Annotated in this window: 17 protein-coding genes; 9 read left to right on the top strand and 8 right to left on the bottom strand. The window is 56.4% G+C overall.

Annotation, left to right across the window (positions count from 1 at the left end):
- Window positions 1-122: 122 nt before the first annotated feature.
- From AUC61_RS26450 to recX, 4 genes are all read left to right on the top strand, one after another.
- Complete coding sequence (locus AUC61_RS26450; protein ID WP_279291103.1) at window positions 123-254, top strand: hypothetical protein; 132 nt, start codon at window positions 123-125, stop codon at window positions 252-254.
- Between the two features lie 101 nt (window positions 255-355).
- Entirely contained in the window at window positions 356-856 is a 501-nt protein-coding gene (locus AUC61_RS20340; RefSeq protein WP_243247946.1) for a CinA family protein, read from the top strand.
- 93 nt (window positions 857-949) lie between these two features.
- Window positions 950-2,014 (top strand): recombinase RecA, encoded by a 1,065-nt coding sequence (recA, locus tag AUC61_RS20335; RefSeq protein ID WP_122665184.1) that lies wholly within the window; start codon window positions 950-952, stop codon window positions 2,012-2,014.
- A gap of 6 nt (window positions 2,015-2,020) precedes the next feature.
- Window positions 2,021-2,488 (top strand): recombination regulator RecX, encoded by a 468-nt coding sequence (gene recX / locus AUC61_RS20330; protein WP_243247945.1) that lies wholly within the window; start codon window positions 2,021-2,023, stop codon window positions 2,486-2,488.
- Between the two features lie 3 nt (window positions 2,489-2,491).
- Here recX and AUC61_RS20325 read toward each other — a convergent pair whose 3' ends face one another.
- Window positions 2,492-3,607: an LOG family protein gene (locus AUC61_RS20325; RefSeq protein ID WP_243247944.1), complete on the bottom strand. Its 1,116-nt coding sequence runs from the start codon at window positions 3,605-3,607 to the stop codon at window positions 2,492-2,494.
- A gap of 470 nt (window positions 3,608-4,077) precedes the next feature.
- Complete coding sequence (locus AUC61_RS20320) at window positions 4,078-4,488, bottom strand: quorum-sensing-regulated virulence factor family protein (protein WP_243247943.1); 411 nt, start codon at window positions 4,486-4,488, stop codon at window positions 4,078-4,080.
- Between the two features lie 238 nt (window positions 4,489-4,726).
- On the opposite strand from AUC61_RS20320, the gene AUC61_RS20315 reads away from it, so the two are divergent.
- From AUC61_RS20315 to AUC61_RS20305, 3 genes are all read left to right on the top strand, one after another.
- Window positions 4,727-5,437, top strand: coding sequence for a tRNA-uridine aminocarboxypropyltransferase (locus tag AUC61_RS20315; RefSeq protein ID WP_243247942.1), 711 nt, complete (start codon window positions 4,727-4,729; stop codon window positions 5,435-5,437).
- A 246-nt stretch (window positions 5,438-5,683) separates the two neighbouring features.
- Window positions 5,684-6,334 (top strand): response regulator transcription factor ErdR, encoded by a 651-nt coding sequence (gene erdR / locus AUC61_RS20310; protein WP_122665179.1) that lies wholly within the window; start codon window positions 5,684-5,686, stop codon window positions 6,332-6,334.
- 80 nt (window positions 6,335-6,414) lie between these two features.
- Entirely contained in the window at window positions 6,415-6,780 is a 366-nt protein-coding gene (locus AUC61_RS20305) for a diacylglycerol kinase (protein WP_243247941.1), read from the top strand.
- A 5-nt stretch (window positions 6,781-6,785) separates the two neighbouring features.
- Here the strand turns inward: AUC61_RS20305 and AUC61_RS20300 are convergent, their stop codons facing one another.
- Window positions 6,786-7,712 carry a LysR family transcriptional regulator gene (locus tag AUC61_RS20300; protein WP_122665177.1) on the bottom strand — a complete coding sequence of 309 codons (927 nt, stop codon included), beginning with the start codon at window positions 7,710-7,712 and terminating at the stop codon, window positions 6,786-6,788.
- Window positions 7,713-7,833: 121 nt separating this feature from the next.
- Here AUC61_RS20300 and fpr point away from each other — a divergent pair, with 121 nt between their 5' ends.
- A complete protein-coding gene (gene fpr / locus AUC61_RS20295; RefSeq protein ID WP_122665176.1) occupies window positions 7,834-8,613 on the top strand; it encodes a ferredoxin-NADP reductase in 780 nt (259 codons plus the stop codon).
- 112 nt (window positions 8,614-8,725) lie between these two features.
- Here fpr and tsaA read toward each other — a convergent pair whose 3' ends face one another.
- The 5 genes from tsaA to rimO all read right to left on the bottom strand — a co-directional run bounded on the left by tsaA (window position 8,726) and on the right by rimO (window position 13,182).
- A complete protein-coding gene (gene tsaA, locus AUC61_RS20290) occupies window positions 8,726-9,430 on the bottom strand; it encodes a tRNA (N6-threonylcarbamoyladenosine(37)-N6)-methyltransferase TrmO (RefSeq protein WP_243247940.1) in 705 nt (234 codons plus the stop codon).
- A gap of 123 nt (window positions 9,431-9,553) precedes the next feature.
- Window positions 9,554-10,015 (bottom strand): YehS family protein, encoded by a 462-nt coding sequence (locus tag AUC61_RS20285; RefSeq protein ID WP_243247939.1) that lies wholly within the window; start codon window positions 10,013-10,015, stop codon window positions 9,554-9,556.
- Between the two features lie 66 nt (window positions 10,016-10,081).
- Complete coding sequence (locus AUC61_RS20280) at window positions 10,082-10,792, bottom strand: rRNA pseudouridine synthase (RefSeq protein ID WP_243247938.1); 711 nt, start codon at window positions 10,790-10,792, stop codon at window positions 10,082-10,084.
- A gap of 233 nt (window positions 10,793-11,025) precedes the next feature.
- Window positions 11,026-11,478: a GNAT family N-acetyltransferase gene (locus AUC61_RS20275; RefSeq protein ID WP_243247937.1), complete on the bottom strand. Its 453-nt coding sequence runs from the start codon at window positions 11,476-11,478 to the stop codon at window positions 11,026-11,028.
- Between the two features lie 360 nt (window positions 11,479-11,838).
- Window positions 11,839-13,182, bottom strand: coding sequence for a 30S ribosomal protein S12 methylthiotransferase RimO (gene rimO / locus AUC61_RS20270; protein WP_243247936.1), 1,344 nt, complete (start codon window positions 13,180-13,182; stop codon window positions 11,839-11,841).
- Between the two features lie 289 nt (window positions 13,183-13,471).
- Between rimO and AUC61_RS20265 the strand changes: the two genes are divergently transcribed.
- Complete coding sequence (locus tag AUC61_RS20265) at window positions 13,472-15,370, top strand: potassium transporter Kup (protein WP_243247935.1); 1,899 nt, start codon at window positions 13,472-13,474, stop codon at window positions 15,368-15,370.
- Window positions 15,371-15,511 lie beyond the last annotated feature (141 nt).

The raw sequence follows: 15,511 nt of genomic DNA, 5'->3' as shown, positions 1-15,511 counted from the left end.
GCTGCAAGTCGGCTGATTCGTCACCGAGCGTTTCCGGACGGCCACAGAGGTGAAATCGCTGTATAGACTTTGCTGCGTCGCCTCTCAATCCCGAGCAGGCGTTTATGTAAAAGGAATTTTATATGGCTAACAAACGCGGAAGGGATTCCGGAAGCGGGCGTTTCATTCCCATCGAGGAGGCCCGGCGACGCCCGAAGGAAACAACGGTTGAAACCATCAAGAAGCCGCACTGCCCGAAAACCCGGGATAAATGACGCATACATGAGGGCGGTCGCGATCAGGCCGCTCTCTGCTTGCACCTTCGAAGCGCTCGTGTACGGTGTTGGTTTACTCGCCTTTCCAAAGGAAGAGCATCTTGGATGAAATCACCCGGCTTGCCGCCACCCTTGGCAAGCATCTGCAATCGATCAACGCGCAGGTCAGCACCGCCGAGTCCTGTACCGGCGGCGGCATCGCCGAAGCGATTACCCGGATACCCGGCAGTTCGGCCTGGTTCGAGGCGGGTTATGTCACTTACTCCAATCACCAGAAAACCCTCCAGTTGCAAGTACCGACCGAGTTGTTTGCCCGCGTCGGTGCGGTCAGCGAAGAGGTGGTGCGCGCGATGGTGTCGGGTGCGCAACGTCATAGCGGTGCAGGATTTGCTGTCGCGGTCAGTGGCGTCGCCGGGCCCGATGGCGGCTCGGTCGAGAAGCCGGTCGGCACTGTATGGTTGTGCTGGGGCGTGGGTGAAAAGCTGATTTCACGGCGCGAACAGTTCGCCGGAGACCGTGACGAGGTGCGCCGACAAACGGTGAAAGCCGCGCTAGAGGGGCTGATCCGGCTTGTCAGTGCAGAAATACCAACTCGGGGGTAGGCGAGCGCTCAACCCTGTGGAATAATACTGTCTACTTATACAGGTGTTGTGGCCGTCAGGCCCCTAATTGAATTTGATTACGTGAGGACTTCAATGGACGACAACAAGAAGAAAGCCTTGGCTGCGGCCTTGGGTCAGATCGAGCGTCAATTCGGTAAAGGTGCCGTAATGCGCATGGGTGACCATGACCGCCAGGCGATTCCTTCTATCTCCACCGGTTCACTCGGGCTCGATATCGCGCTGGGTATCGGTGGTTTGCCGAAAGGCCGGATCGTTGAAATCTATGGTCCTGAGTCTTCCGGTAAAACGACGCTGACGCTGTCGGTTATCGCCCAGGCCCAGAAAATGGGTGCAACTTGTGCGTTCGTCGATGCCGAGCACGCGCTTGATCCAGAATACGCAGGCAAGCTGGGCGTCAATGTTGACGACCTGCTGGTTTCGCAGCCCGATACCGGTGAGCAGGCACTGGAAATCACCGACATGCTGGTGCGTTCCAATGCAATCGACGTCATCGTTGTCGACTCCGTTGCCGCTCTGGTGCCGAAGGCTGAAATCGAAGGCGAAATGGGTGACATGCACGTGGGTCTGCAGGCTCGTCTGATGTCTCAGGCGCTGCGCAAGATCACCGGCAACATCAAAAACGCCAACTGTCTGGTTATCTTCATTAACCAGATCCGTATGAAGATCGGTGTAATGTTCGGTAGTCCGGAGACCACCACTGGTGGTAACGCGCTGAAGTTCTACGCTTCGGTCCGTCTGGATATCCGTCGTACCGGTGCAGTTAAAGAGGGCGACGAAGTCGTCGGCAGTGAAACCCGTGTCAAAGTCGTCAAGAACAAGGTGGCCCCGCCGTTCCGTCAGGCCGAGTTCCAGATTCTTTACGGCAAGGGTATCTACCTCAATGGCGAGATCATTGATCTGGCCGTACTGCATGGTTTCGTAGAGAAGTCCGGTGCATGGTACAGCTACCAAGGCAGCAAAATCGGCCAGGGTAAAGCCAACTCGGCCAAGTTCCTGGCGGATAACCCGGAAGTTGGTGCCACCCTTGAGAAGATGATTCGTGAGAAGCTGCTGACTCCAGGTGTTGATACCAAATCCGAAGCCTCTCGTGCACCAGCGCCTGCTGATGACATGGCTGAAGCTGACGTTGATCTCTGATAGATCATGTCGGTTGTACTCGATACACCTGTCGCCGTAAGGCGCACCGCAATGGACCTGCTCGCACGACGCGAGCACGGTCGTGTCGAGCTGACGCGCAAACTGCGTCAGCGCGGCGCAACTCCTGAACTCATCGAACCTGCTCTCGACCGCCTTGTTGAAGAAGGGCTGTTGTCAGAAGCGCGCTACCTCGAAAGTTTCGTCTCTTACCGTGCACGCTCGGGCTATGGTCCTGCGCGTATTCGCGAGGAGCTGAATCAGCGTGGATTGCAACGCGCGGAAATCGAACAGGCGATTCGGGAGTGTGGTTTTGATTGGCAGGAAAAGCTGCATGAAATCTGGCAGCGCAAGTTCGCCGGGCAGTTGCCCGCAGACGCGCGGGAACGTGCCAGGCAAGGTCGTTTCTTGAGTTACCGTGGTTATCCAATGGATATGATTGGCCGCCTGCTGAGCGGCCGTGGCGAGGACGACTGATCCTCAGGATTCTTTTGACGACTCGGATTCTCGGGTTTTCAGCTTTGCTGCTGGTTGAACCCAGTTTTCCGACAGGTTGATGTAGTCGACCAATTCCCGCAGCCGCCCTTGATTACGTCCACTGAAACTAAACACCAAGCGCGTCAGATGGCTAAAATCAGCCTCGTGTTCTTCACCCTGATAAGCATGTTGCTGAAAGTCTTCTGCCAGACGCAGGTCGGCGAATGCCTCTTGCATATGCGCAATGGCTTGCTCGGTGAGCGGGTGATGCATGCGCAGGATGAACTTGTTCTTCAGCCAGCGGCTTGAATGGAAGTTGCTGTAGAACTGATCGATTTCCTCAACTGCTTCTTCGGCGCTGTAGACCAGGCGCAGTAGCTTCATGTCATTTGGCAGAATGTAGTGATTTTCTTCCAGCTGACTTTTGATGAAGTCCAGCGCGCTCTGCCAGAAGCTTCCTCCTGGCACGTCCAGTAGCACGATAGGCACCAGTGGACTTTTCCCGGTCTGAATCAGTGTCAGTACTTCCAGAGCTTCATCAAGCGTGCCGAAACCACCTGGGCAAAGCACCAGCGCATCGGCTTCTTTGACAAAGAACAGCTTGCGCGTAAAGAAGAAGTGGAAGGGCAGCAGGTTGCCTGTGCCCTCGACCGTGGCGTTAGCGTGCTGCTCGAACGGCAAAGTGATGTTGAAGCCCAGGCTGTGATTCAGCCCGGCGCCTTCATGGGCTGCGGCCATGATGCCGCCGCCCGCGCCGGTGATGACCATCAGATCCGCTTTGGCCAGCAATGCGCCAAGCTCCTTGGCCAGCGCATACAGTGGATGTTCAACGGGGGTGCGGGCGGAGCCGAAGACCGTCACCTTGCGGCGCCCGCGGAACTGCTCAAGCACTCGAAAGGCATTGTCCAGTTCGCGCAAGGCTTGCAGGGTGATTTTTGCGTTCCAGCGATTGCGATCGTCCTGGGCCATGCGCAATACGGTCAGCATCATGTCGCGATAGAGCGGAAGGTTTGGACTGTTGGGGGCTACCAGATTGATCTGTTCTTCGATCTTGCTGGTGAGGTCTTTACCGTTACTTTGAAAGTGGCTGCTCAGCAGGTCATTAGGGACATAAGGCATTAAGGGCTTCTCCGTGCGCGAAATCATCGCTCCAGCTCGCACCGTCGTCTGAAGCGTGACGCTTATTCCAATTCGATAATGTGCCTAGCCTGCATGGAACTGGCAACGTTTGTTTATGGCATTAAATTTCCGCTGTTCAAGCTAGTGGGAAATAGAGGGTACACAGAGCACTGGCAGGCAGTGACGGCGAATCGGTAGGAGCTGCTGAAGGCTGCGAATATCTGCGCGTCGGAAATAACGCTTTCGCAGCCTTAGAGAACGATGTCTGTAGGAGCAGCCACTCGCTCCAACACTATTAAAACCAATGTCTACGCAGGCACCATCGCAAACCCGATGCCAACGCGGTGCTGTGGGAGCCGGGCTTGCCCGCGATGCGGGCACCTCGGTGTGTCAGTTGAATCGAGTCGCCCTTATCGCGGGCAAGCCCGGTTCCCACATGGCAGCTCCTCAGGACGAGGGCTGGTGCGTTCTTACTTCTTGACCGAACAGTCGCTGGCCTTGAATACCTGACTGGTTACCGGACGATTAGTCTTGTACTCGGTGAACTGATACTTGAGTACTGCTCCCTTGCTCATCAGTTGGCGGTAGCCATTGTTGTGGCAAACGCTATTGCCCAACTGGTTGCGTACCGCGTCAGGATTGGCACGCATCTGCTGGGCCTGGCCCGCGCGAACGCTCAAATGGTTGATCAACTGATTGCCCTCAACCGTGTAACCCTGATCAAGAATGTCCTCGTTGATGGCCCTCGGTGTGCCGACGCTGCTTTCCTTCGCAACTTTTTCAAGCATTTTGCTCAGTTCGAAATCCTGCTTCGACGCCGCCTGGGCGCAGAACGGAACAGCGAGCAGCAACATGAGGGTGGGGACGGTAAGGCGCAGCATTAAATTCTCCTGATTCAGTGACTGGCCCGTTGGACCGGTGACTTGCAAGTATGTTCAGCAGGCAGCAGGGCTGGATGTGCATGAACGATGGCGAAGTATAAGGATGACGCGCATTGAAAGCGATTCGTCCATCGACAGCGCGGGCCGGACAGGACGTGGCTCTGTTAAACTGCGCAGACTTTTCAGCCCGCCGAGTTATCGCAGTGTTCACGCTTCCCTTTCATCGACGCATGCCATTATGAGTCACGCCGTTTCTCGCCTGCGCGATCGCCGTCTGGCGCAGAGTACCAAGCCGTTTATTGCACGTGGGTCGCGCGCGCCACGCTGCAATCAGTGTCGAGTGATCCCCGAGTACTGCCTGTGTGGGTGGAAGCCAAATGTGGCGACCAATTCGGCCATGTGTCTGCTCATGTACGACACTGAGCCGCTTAAGCCGACCAATACCGGCTGGCTGATTGCGGACGTTGTCGATGACACTCATGCATTTGGCTGGTCGCGCATAGAGGTCGATGAGCAGTTGCTGGCATTGCTGGATGACCCACAATGGCAGCCCTATATTGTTTTCCCGGGCGAGTTTGTGGCTCCGCAACGGGTGGTCAACCAGGTCATTCCGGAAGAGGGCAAGCGTCCGCTCTTCATCTTGCTGGATGCGACCTGGCCCGAAGCGCGCAAGATGTTTCGCAAAAGCCCTTACCTTGAACGGTTTCCGGTGCTCAGCCTTGAGCCGGAACAGATGTCCCGCTATCGCCTGCGCCGCTCGAAGCGTGATGATCATTTTTGCACGGCGGAAGTCGCGGCATTGTGTCTGGAGCTGGCCGGTGATACGCAAGCCAGCGGGGTGCTTGATGCTTATCTGGATGTGTTTACTGCTCACTATCTGGGCGCTAAGTATCAAAAAAGCATTGATTCGGATGATGTCTCTCACACCCATCTGAAGGCTTTTCTCTGAGTTGATATTGCGCCTTCGCGAGTGAGGCGCAGATGTGTGCGAAATAACCTCTGTTTGCTGCCGGGTTAATGCTTGACCACCCCGGTTTCGCTGGGCATGCTGGCGCCGCATAAAGGCCCGGACGGTTGTTTTTCGCAGACTGAGGTTCGCGCTGCGTATTGATGCGACACGTGTTTGCTGGCATTTGCCAATGCCTTGCTGGGCGCTGAATGGATCGGCGCCCACTTATAAGTACAGGACCACCCCATGACTTACGAAATCCTGATTGCCGATGACCATCCGCTGTTCCGCAGCGCGTTGCATCAGGCATTGAGCCTTGGCCTCGGTCCTGATGTGAGACTCGTGGAGGCGGAGAGCATTGCCCAGCTTGAAGCGCGTCTGGATGAGAAGTCTGACTGGGATCTGGTCCTGCTGGACTTGAATATGCCGGGTGCTTATGGCTTTTCCGGTCTGGTCCTGTTGCGTGGCCAGTATCCGCAGATTCCGGTGGTGATGGTGTCCGCGCAGGAAGAAGCCGCCATTGTTGTCAGGTCTCGAGAGTTTGGTGCCAGTGGCTTCATCCCCAAGTCCAGCCCGTTGGAGACCATTCAGCAGGCCGTGCGCAAGGTACTTGAAGGCGATGTCTGGTGGCCGCCGCAGGCTAACGAAGCCGTGAGTGTTTCTGATGAAGCCAAAGCCGCCAGCGCGGGTCTGGCAAGTCTCACGCCTCAGCAGTTCCGGGTATTGACCATGGTCTGTGAAGGATTGCTGAACAAGCAGATTGCCTATGAGCTGACTGTGTCCGAGGCAACGATCAAGGCCCATGTCACGGCGATATTTCGCAAGCTGGGTGTGCGGACACGAACTCAGGCTGCGCTGCTTCTGCAACAGCTGGAATCGATTTCTCCAAACGGATAACTCTGGACCACCCAACGTTCACAATTTTTTGATCTGTCCTGAATTAGCTTCCATCATCTTTTTTGCACAGCAGCCTATCTATGTCTCCTTTCAAAGGCCAAACGGGCCTGAAACGTATCCTGAATGCCGCCGGTTATTCTTTCGATGGTCTGTCTGCCGCTTTCAAGGGTGAAGCCGCTTTCAGGCAATTGGTGCTTCTCAACGTAGTGCTGGTGCCACTGGCTTTTATCGTCGATGTGAGCAAGGGCGAGCGCGCGTTATTGATCGCGGTGTGCCTGCTGGCATTGATCGTAGAACTGCTCAATTCGGCGGTTGAAGCGGCCATCGATCGCATTTCCCTGGATTTGCATCCTCTTTCGAAAAACGCCAAAGACATGGGCAGCGCTGCCCAGATGGTCTCGTTGACCATGATCGCTGCTGTATGGCTGTTGATCCTGTTCGGCTGAATCACCTAGTACATGCTTGGCAGCACGATTTCATCGCTGCGCTGGACGCCTTCAGTCAACGAGCGGCACAGGTCGAGAAACTCGCGCATGGCAGAGGTCTGATACTTCTGCTTGTGCCAGATGAAATAGAACTCTCTGGAAAGATCCAGCTCCGGCGTTTCAACTGCCACCAGGCTGCCGCGTCGAATCGCATCCCGCAGCGCCAGTCGCGATATGCAGCCGATCCCCAGGCCTGATTCGACGGCACGTTTGATGGCCTCGGTATGCTCAAGCTCCAGGCGTACATTCAGTGCATTGCGATGATGACGCATCGCCTGATCGAACGTAAGGCGGGTTCCTGAGCCCTGTTCACGCAGGATCCAGGCTTCCTGGGTCAGTTCGTCGAGGCTGGCATGTCCGCGTTTGGCCAGTGGGTGCTGAGGGGCGCAGAAAACGACCAGTTCGTCTTCGACCCAGCGTTGCACTTCAATGTCAGCGTGCGTGCAATCGCCTTCAATCAGACCCAGATCAATTTCGTAGTGTGCGACCTGCTGCACGATGTGAGCGGTGTTCTGTACATGCAGCTTGACCTGGCTCTCCGGGTGACGCTGCATGAAACTGCCGATCAACAGCGTCGCCAGGTAATTGCCGATGGTCAGCGTGGCACCTACCGCCAGTGAGCCGAAACCGGATTTACCATTGAGCAAGTCCTCGATCTCTTTGGCCTGGTCCAGCAGGGCAACCGCTTGGGGCAGTAACTGACGTCCGGTGGCATTCAGGCTCAGGCGTTTACCCGCCCGGTCGAACAACTGGCAGCTGGACTGTCGCTCCAGTTCGGTGATGGACGTGCTGGCGGCCGATTGGGACAGCGATAGCAGGATCGCCGCCCGGGAAACGCTTTCCTGTTGGGCGACGGCTACAAAAACCTGAAGTTGACGTAAAGTAAATCGCATATCTATATAACCGATAACCTATATCTTAATAATTCAGTTAACAGATATTGTGCTTCCCACTAGAATATCGCGCAATAGCGTTCCTACCCGGCGCAAGCGAATCTCAGGAGTTTTCACGTAAATGAGCAACATGAACCACGAGCGTGTTCTAAGCGTCCACCACTGGAACGACACACTCTTCAGTTTCAAGTGCACCCGCGATCCAGGTCTGCGTTTCGAGAACGGTCAGTTCGTCATGATCGGTCTGCAGCAGCCAAACGGGCGCCCGCTCATGCGTGCCTATTCGATCGCCAGCCCCAACTGGGAAGAGCATCTCGAATTCTTCAGCATTAAAGTGCCTGATGGTCCCCTGACTTCGCAATTGCAACACTTGAAGGAAGGCGATGAGATCATCATCAGCAAAAAGCCTACGGGCACGCTGGTACTCGACGACCTCAAGCCGGGCAAGCATCTTTATCTGCTGAGCACGGGTACCGGTCTGGCGCCGTTCATGAGCGTTATTCAAGACCCTGAAACCTATGAGCGTTTTGAAAAAGTCATTCTGTGCCACGGCGTACGCTATGTGAATGAGGTCGCTTATCGCGAATTCATCACCGAACACCTGCCACAGAACGAGTTCTTCGGCGACGCGCTGCGCGACAAGCTCATCTACTACCCGACCGTTACTCGCGAGCCTTTCGAGAACGAAGGTCGTCTGACTGATCTGATGCGTAGCGGCAAGTTGTTCAGCGATATTGGTCTGCCACCGATCAACCCTCAGGACGACCGCGCCATGTTGTGCGGTAGCCCAAGCATGCTCGACGAAACCAGCGAAGTGCTCAACAGCTTCGGTCTGACGGTTTCTCCGCGTATGCGTGAGCCAGGCGACTATCTGATCGAGCGTGCATTCGTCGAGAAGTAAGGGCCGAAATTACGGGGTGGGGTGTGTTCGCACACTCCGCTGATGTGACAAAAAAACCGCCTGGGGGTCACGGACCGGGCGGTTTTTTTGTGGGCGTAGATAAGTCGCCTGGTCAGGCGTTCCCCGGCACCACTTCGAGCACCTTGATGACACCAGGCTCTGGATAGTGCCAGCGTACGTCCAGATCCCAGAACTGTGCACCGTAGCGGCGTTCTGGAGTGGGTGTCTGATAGGCCGGGCGTGGATCCTGCGCCAGGCATTGCTCAATCAGTTCGATCAGCGGTTCATTCAGGCGCATGCCGTGCGCATGAGCCTGCTTCAAGGCTGACTCATCCCAACTCACAGGGATGAGGTCTGGTGCGGCACTGGCCATGTTATTGAAGGCGGTCGACACGTTGTCGGCGTAAGGCACATAGGGCTTGATGTCCAGCACCGGTGTGCCGTCCAGCAAGTCGATGCCCGATAAGTACAGGCGTCCGGCTTCAACCTTGTCCAGTTTGACCACAGACTGGCCGATCCCGTTAGGACGATGCGTGGCGCGGGTCGCAAACACGCCCATCGATTGATTACCGCCCAGCCTGGGGGGGCGTACTTTCAGGCGTGGCTTTTCTTCCAGCGCCAGATGAAAGAGGAATAGCAACCAGACATGACTGACCTGCTCCAGGCCTTGTACCGCATCCCCCTGATCGAACGGCGCTACCAGTTCCAGCACACCGCGCGCCGCCGGGGCCAGTTGTGGCTGGCGTGGGATGGCGAACTTCTCCTTGAAGCAGGAGCGGACAAAGCCGATAGGGGAGACGGTGTAGGAGTCAGTCATGGATGAGCGGAATCAGGCATCCGGTAGGAGCGAACTTGTTCGCGAGGCGCTGTATCGCATAACACCGCCTCGCGAACAAGTTCGCTCCTATCGGGTGCATATACTGACTCAGAGTCAATGCGGTCAAGGGCGAACCCGCAGGGTCAAACCCTTGAGGAAGTTACGCAGCAACTGGTCGCCACACGTGCGGTAGTTGCTGTGGCCGAACTTGCGGAACAGGGCACTCAGCTCAGGCTTGGAGACCGGGAACTCAACCGATTTGAGGATCGCATGCATGTCCTCTTCCTTCAGTTCGAAGGCTACGCGCAGCTTCTTCAAAACGGTGTTGTTGGTGACCGGCAGTTCGACAGGCTGCGGCGCGCGGCTATCGTCCTTGCCACGCTTGAAGATCACCAGGCCATCAAGGAAATGCGCCATGATTTCATCGCTGCAATTCAGATAGCCTTCTTCATCGTCCTTCTTGGTAAAAGCGATAACGTCTGCTTTGGAGACTTCAAAACCGCCGAGCCTGGTGATGTCGACAATTTTGCCGTCGCTGATATCAAGCATGTAGCGCACGCTGCGCAGTACGTCGTTGTTCATCATGATTGGGTAAATCCTGGTAAGGCTGGGGTCACGCTGCAGGAAAGGATCCAGCAGCATTGAACTGAATCAGAACTTCTCTTTGGAAGTCATGTAGCGCCATTGGCCTTCGGGCAACTTGCCCATGGACACGCCGCCGATGCGGATGCGACGGACTGAAACGATCTTCAGGCCAACGGCTTCACACATCTGGGCGATGACGCCGGGTTGAGGGTTTTTCATCGCAAAGCGCAGACGGTTCTCGCTCTGCCAGCTGGCTTTGACCTTGGGCAATTCCGTGCCTTTGTAAGTCATGCCGTGATTGAGCCGGTTGAGACCGTGAGCAACCATCTCGCCGGAAATTTCCACCACGTACTCTTGTTCGATCTTGCTGCGATCATCCGTGAGCTTGCGCAAGATCTTCCAGTCCTGGCTGAACACCATCAGGCCGCTGGCATTGGCCTGCAGCGTCGAGATGGGTTCAAGGCGCAGAAAGTGTCCTTTGAGAGGGCGTTTGCCAAAGCTGTGTTCTTCCGAAAGGCTACCAGGCGTGATCAACGCCAAGGCGTCGGCTTCACTCAGAGTGGCCGGCTTGTGGAAGATGATGGTGACAGGTTCGGGGGCATCGGCTTTGGCTTCGCGATCAAGCACAACCGTTTCGGTATCGACCTTGAACTGCGGTTCATCGATGACTTTACCGTCCACGGTGACCCAGCCGCCCTCGATATACAGCTCAGCCTCCCTGCGGGAGCAGCCGGTCAGCTCGATCAGGCGTTTGGAGAGGCGGATGGGTTCTGACATGACAAAAAGCCGTTACTTGAGAGAAAGGCCGACATTGTACCCGTGCCCGCCCGGTTAATCGCGGCAACATTGCAAATGGTGCGTAATCGGGTCGCTGTCCTCATGGCTGAAGCCACTTCCATCAAACAAAATATTGAATGCATTCTTGTAGGAGCTGCCGAAGGCTGCGATTGCATTTCCCCCCAATACACCGCAATCGCAGCCTTCGGCAGCTCCTACGGGGGGCTTAGTTATCAAAATCGCTGCTCCAGCCTCATCCGCAACATCGGATACGGCTGGCCAAGCCCGTCGACTTCCGAACGGCTGATCACTTCAAAACCCTGCTTGAGGTAAAAGCCCAACGCCTGTGGATTCTGTTCGTTGACGTCCAGCTCGCGGGTCCTGAAGTGTTTGATGCTGTAATCCAGTAGCTGTTTGCCCAGCCCTTGGCCGCGATGATCGGCGTCGATGAACAGCATCTCCAGCTTGCCGATGCTGACCCCGGCGAAGCCCGTGATATTCAGGTGCGAATCCCGGGTGCAGAACAGCGTCACGGTATCCAGATAATGGGTCAACAGCAGCTCCTTAAGCTGCGCGATATAAGCATCGGGCAAAAAGTCATGCGTCGCGCGGACAGCGCTTTCCCAGACTTGAATCAACTGCGGATAGTCATTTTTATCAGCCGTGGAAATCGCCGGATGTTGCATGGGGGGTTGGCTCCATTGAAGGTCGCTTTGTGTTTCTGGCACATCGCTAAAGCGATGCGTTGTTCCGTGGCAAACATGGACCCTGTAGGAGTGAGCTTGCTCGCGATAGCGTCAGGCCAGACGCTAATTCTCAGCAGGTCTAAATCGCGAGCAAGCTCACTCCTACAGGTCCAATATCTGCCGCGAGACAGCGTTGTGTCAGGGACACGGGGGCGATTTTCTACAGAAAAGGCATTTCACTTAAAGGATTAGCTGTTCGATTGGCGGCAGTGCACACGGACTAGCTTAGCCCTTCGAAGCCAAAAAAAGCCCCGCCGTTTGAAGGGCGGGGCTTTTTTATGGCGTCAGATCAAGCAAGCGTCAGAGCGTTTCGGCCCAGAGATCGTACTCATCGGCGTCGGTGACGCGGCACATGACCTTGTCGCCAGGCTTCAAAGTGCTGTTGTCATTCAGAGCGATGAACACATTGCCGTCGATTTCCGGAGCATCGAAGAAGCAGCGGCCTACAGCGCCTTGCTCGTCGACTTCGTCAATCAGCACTTCGATTTCCCGGCCGATTTTCATCTGCAGGCGGGCAGCGCTGATGGCTTGCTGGTGAGCCATGAAACGGTCCCAACGGTCCTGTTTGACGTCGTCTGGCACGATCGCCGCGTCCAGCAGGTTGGCCGGTGCGCCTTCAACCGGCGAGTACTGGAAGCAGCCGACGCGGTCGAGTTGCGCTTCAGTCAGCCAGTCCAGCAGGTACTGGAAGTCTTCTTCAGTTTCGCCGGGGAAGCCGACGATGAAGGTTGAACGGATGATCAGGTCCGGGCATTGCTCACGCCAGTTCTTGATACGGGCCAGAGTCTTGTCTTCGAAGGCCGGACGCTTCATCAGTTTGAGCACTTTCGGGCTGGCGTGCTGGAACGGGATGTCCAGGTACGGCAGGATTTTCCCGGCGGCCATCAGCGGGATCAGCTCATCAACGTGCGGGTACGGGTAAACATAGTGCAGGCGGACCCATACACCCATTGAGCTCAGTGCCTGACACAGCTCGGTCATGCGCGTCTTGACCGGGGCACCGTTCCAGAAGCCAGTGCGGTACTTGACGTCGACGCCGTAGGCGCTGGTGTCCTGAGAGATCACGAGCAGTTCTTTTACGCCAGCCTTGACCAGACGCTGGGCTTCGTCGAGCACATCGCCCACCGGGCGGCTGACCAGTTTGCCGCGCATCGACGGGATGATGCAGAAGCTGCAGCTGTGATTGCAGCCTTCGGAAATCTTCAGGTACGCGTAGTGGCGTGGGGTCAGTTTGACGCCCTGAGGGGGGACCAGATCGATCAGCGGGTTGTGATCGAGCTTCGGAGGCGCTGCATCATGAACGGCGTTGACCACTTGTTCGTATTGCTGCGGGCCGGTAACGGACAGCACGCTTGGGTGTACGTCACGGATCACGCTTTCATCAACGCCCATGCAGCCGGTGACGATGACCTTGCCGTTCTCTTTGATAGCGTCGCCAATCACTTCCAGCGATTCGGCCTTGGCGGCATCGATGAAACCGCAGGTATTGACCACAACGACGTCGGCGTCCTGGTAAGTCGGTACGACTTCGTAGCCTTCCATGCGCAGCTGGGTAAGGATGCGCTCGGAGTCGACCAAGGCTTTTGGGCAACCCAGACTTACAAACCCGACCTTCGGGGCGGATGGCGTGGTGACGGTGGACATTGACTAACCTCGGCGGAGATGTGGGCTTCGGCATATAACCGAGGCAACAGCTGGGCGCTGGTATCCGGAACCGGATTCGTGCGCCTCTGATCAAAAAGTGCGCAATTCTAGCGATCAGCCCGGCGATTGACCAGCGTTATGCAGAGAATTACGACGAGTGCTGCGCTATGCTTCGCGTCGTTACGAAATATGTCGGTTTTTCCGATGTCGGTCGCACGCATTAAGTATTGGCGACTCAAAGCACTATCGCGTGTTGTTGCAGTTAAAGCCTCGGTTTCCGGAGTGGTAAATGAGTCAAGCAAGCAGTCAGGCTGAGACCGGGCATCCAGTGTCAAAACCACTCGCGCTATTGATGGCTGCGGTGGGCGTGGTTTATGGCGATATCGGCACCAGTCCGCTGTACACCCTCAAGGAAGTGTTTCAGGGCGGATATGGCGTGGACGTCACTCATGACGCAGTGCTTGGCATTCTGTCGCTGATCTTCTGGTCGCTGATCTGGGTCGTCTCCTTCAAATACATGGTCTTCATCCTGCGCGCCGACAACCAGGGGGAGGGCGGCATTATGGCGCTCACCGCACTGGCTCGGCGGGCCACTATCAAGTATCCGAAACTGCAGATGACCATGGTGGTTTTCGGTTTGTTTGGTGCTGCGCTGTTTTATGGCGACAGCATGATCACTCCGGCGATTTCCGTGCTGTCTGCGATGGAAGGACTTGAGCTGGCCTTTGACGGGATCGAGCATTGGGTTGTGCCGATGGCATTGGTGGTGCTTGTCGCGCTGTTCCTGATCCAGCGTCATGGCACCGCGCGTATTGGCGTGCTGTTCGGTCCGGTGATGGTGACCTGGTTTGTGGTGCTCGGGCTCTTGGGCATCAACGGCATCGTGCATCAGCCTGAAGTGTTGCATGCAATGAACCCGGTCTGGGCGGTCCGCTTCTTTATCATTCACCCGGGGATCGGTGTCGCGATCCTTGGCGCTGTAGTGCTGGCGTTGACCGGTGCCGAAGCGTTGTACGCGGATATGGGGCATTTTGGTCGCAAGCCGATTGCCCGGGCATGGTTCGCGCTGGTTCTTCCTGCACTGGTGCTCAACTACTTCGGTCAGGGCGCGCTGGTTCTGGAGAATCCAGAGGCTGCTCGTAACCCGTTTTATCTGCTGGCGCCCAGCTGGGCTTTGCTGCCGCTGATCGGCCTGTCGACCCTGGCGACGGTGATTGCCTCGCAGGCGGTGATTTCCGGGGCGTTCTCCATGACGCTGCAGGCCATTCAGCTCGGCTACATCCCGCGCATGTACATTCAGCACACGTCCAGTGATGCGCAAGGCCAGATCTACATTGGTGCGGTGAACTGGTCGTTGATGGTGGGGGTAATTCTCCTGGTGCTGGGCTTCGAGTCCTCGGGCGCGCTGGCTTCGGCTTATGGTGTCGCAGTCACCGGGACGATGTTCTGTACCACCATTCTGGTTTCGTCCGTGATGCTGCTGCTCTGGAAGTGGCCTGCCGTTCTGGCGGTGCCGCTGTTGTTGGCGCTGCTGTTCGTGGACAGCTTGTTCTTTGCTGCCAACGTTCCGAAAGTGATCCAGGGGGGCGCGTTTCCGGTCATTGCCGGGGTGGTGCTGTTTATCCTGATGACCACCTGGAAGCGCGGCAAGCAATTGCTGGTTGACCGCATCGACGAAGGCGGGCTGCCGCTGCCGATCTTTATCAGCAGCATTCGTGTCCAGCCACCTCATCGGGTGCAAGGGACAGCGGTGTTTCTGACTGCCCGCAGCGATGCAGTGCCTCATGCCCTGTTGCACAACATGCTGCACAACCAGGTGCTGCATGAGCAGGTGGTGCTGTTGACGGTGGTCTATGAAGACACTCCAAGGGTTCCGGCGCAGCAACGTTTTGAGGTTGAAGCCTACGGGGAAGGCTTCTATCGCGTGATCCTGCATTTCGGTTTCATTGATGAGCCGGATGTACCGGCCGCGCTCGGCCTTTGTCATCTGGATGAGCTGGATTTCAGCCCGATGCGTACGACTTATTTCCTGAGTCGTGAAACCGTGATCCCGTCAAAAATGGTCGGTATGGCCCGATGGCGCGAAGCGCTGTTTGCTTTCATGCTGAAGAATGCCAACGGCAATCTGCGCTTCTTCAAGTTGCCCTTTAACCGGGTGATCGAGTTGGGGACGCAGGTTGAGATGTAATTCCCAGTGAGACCTTTGCGCCTATATCGCGGGCAAGCACCGCTCCTACAGAATCAATGCAATCTATATGTGGGAGCGGTACTTGCCCACGATGGGCGATAAGGGCTGGAGAGTGGCCTGAGGCCCCCAACAAAAAATCCC

It is taken from the genome of Pseudomonas maioricensis (assembly GCF_022790535.1).
Lineage (GTDB): Bacteria > Pseudomonadota > Gammaproteobacteria > Pseudomonadales > Pseudomonadaceae > Aquipseudomonas > Aquipseudomonas maioricensis.
The sequence above is the reverse complement of the archived record's forward strand: the minus strand, read 5'-3'. Positions and strand labels throughout refer to the sequence as shown.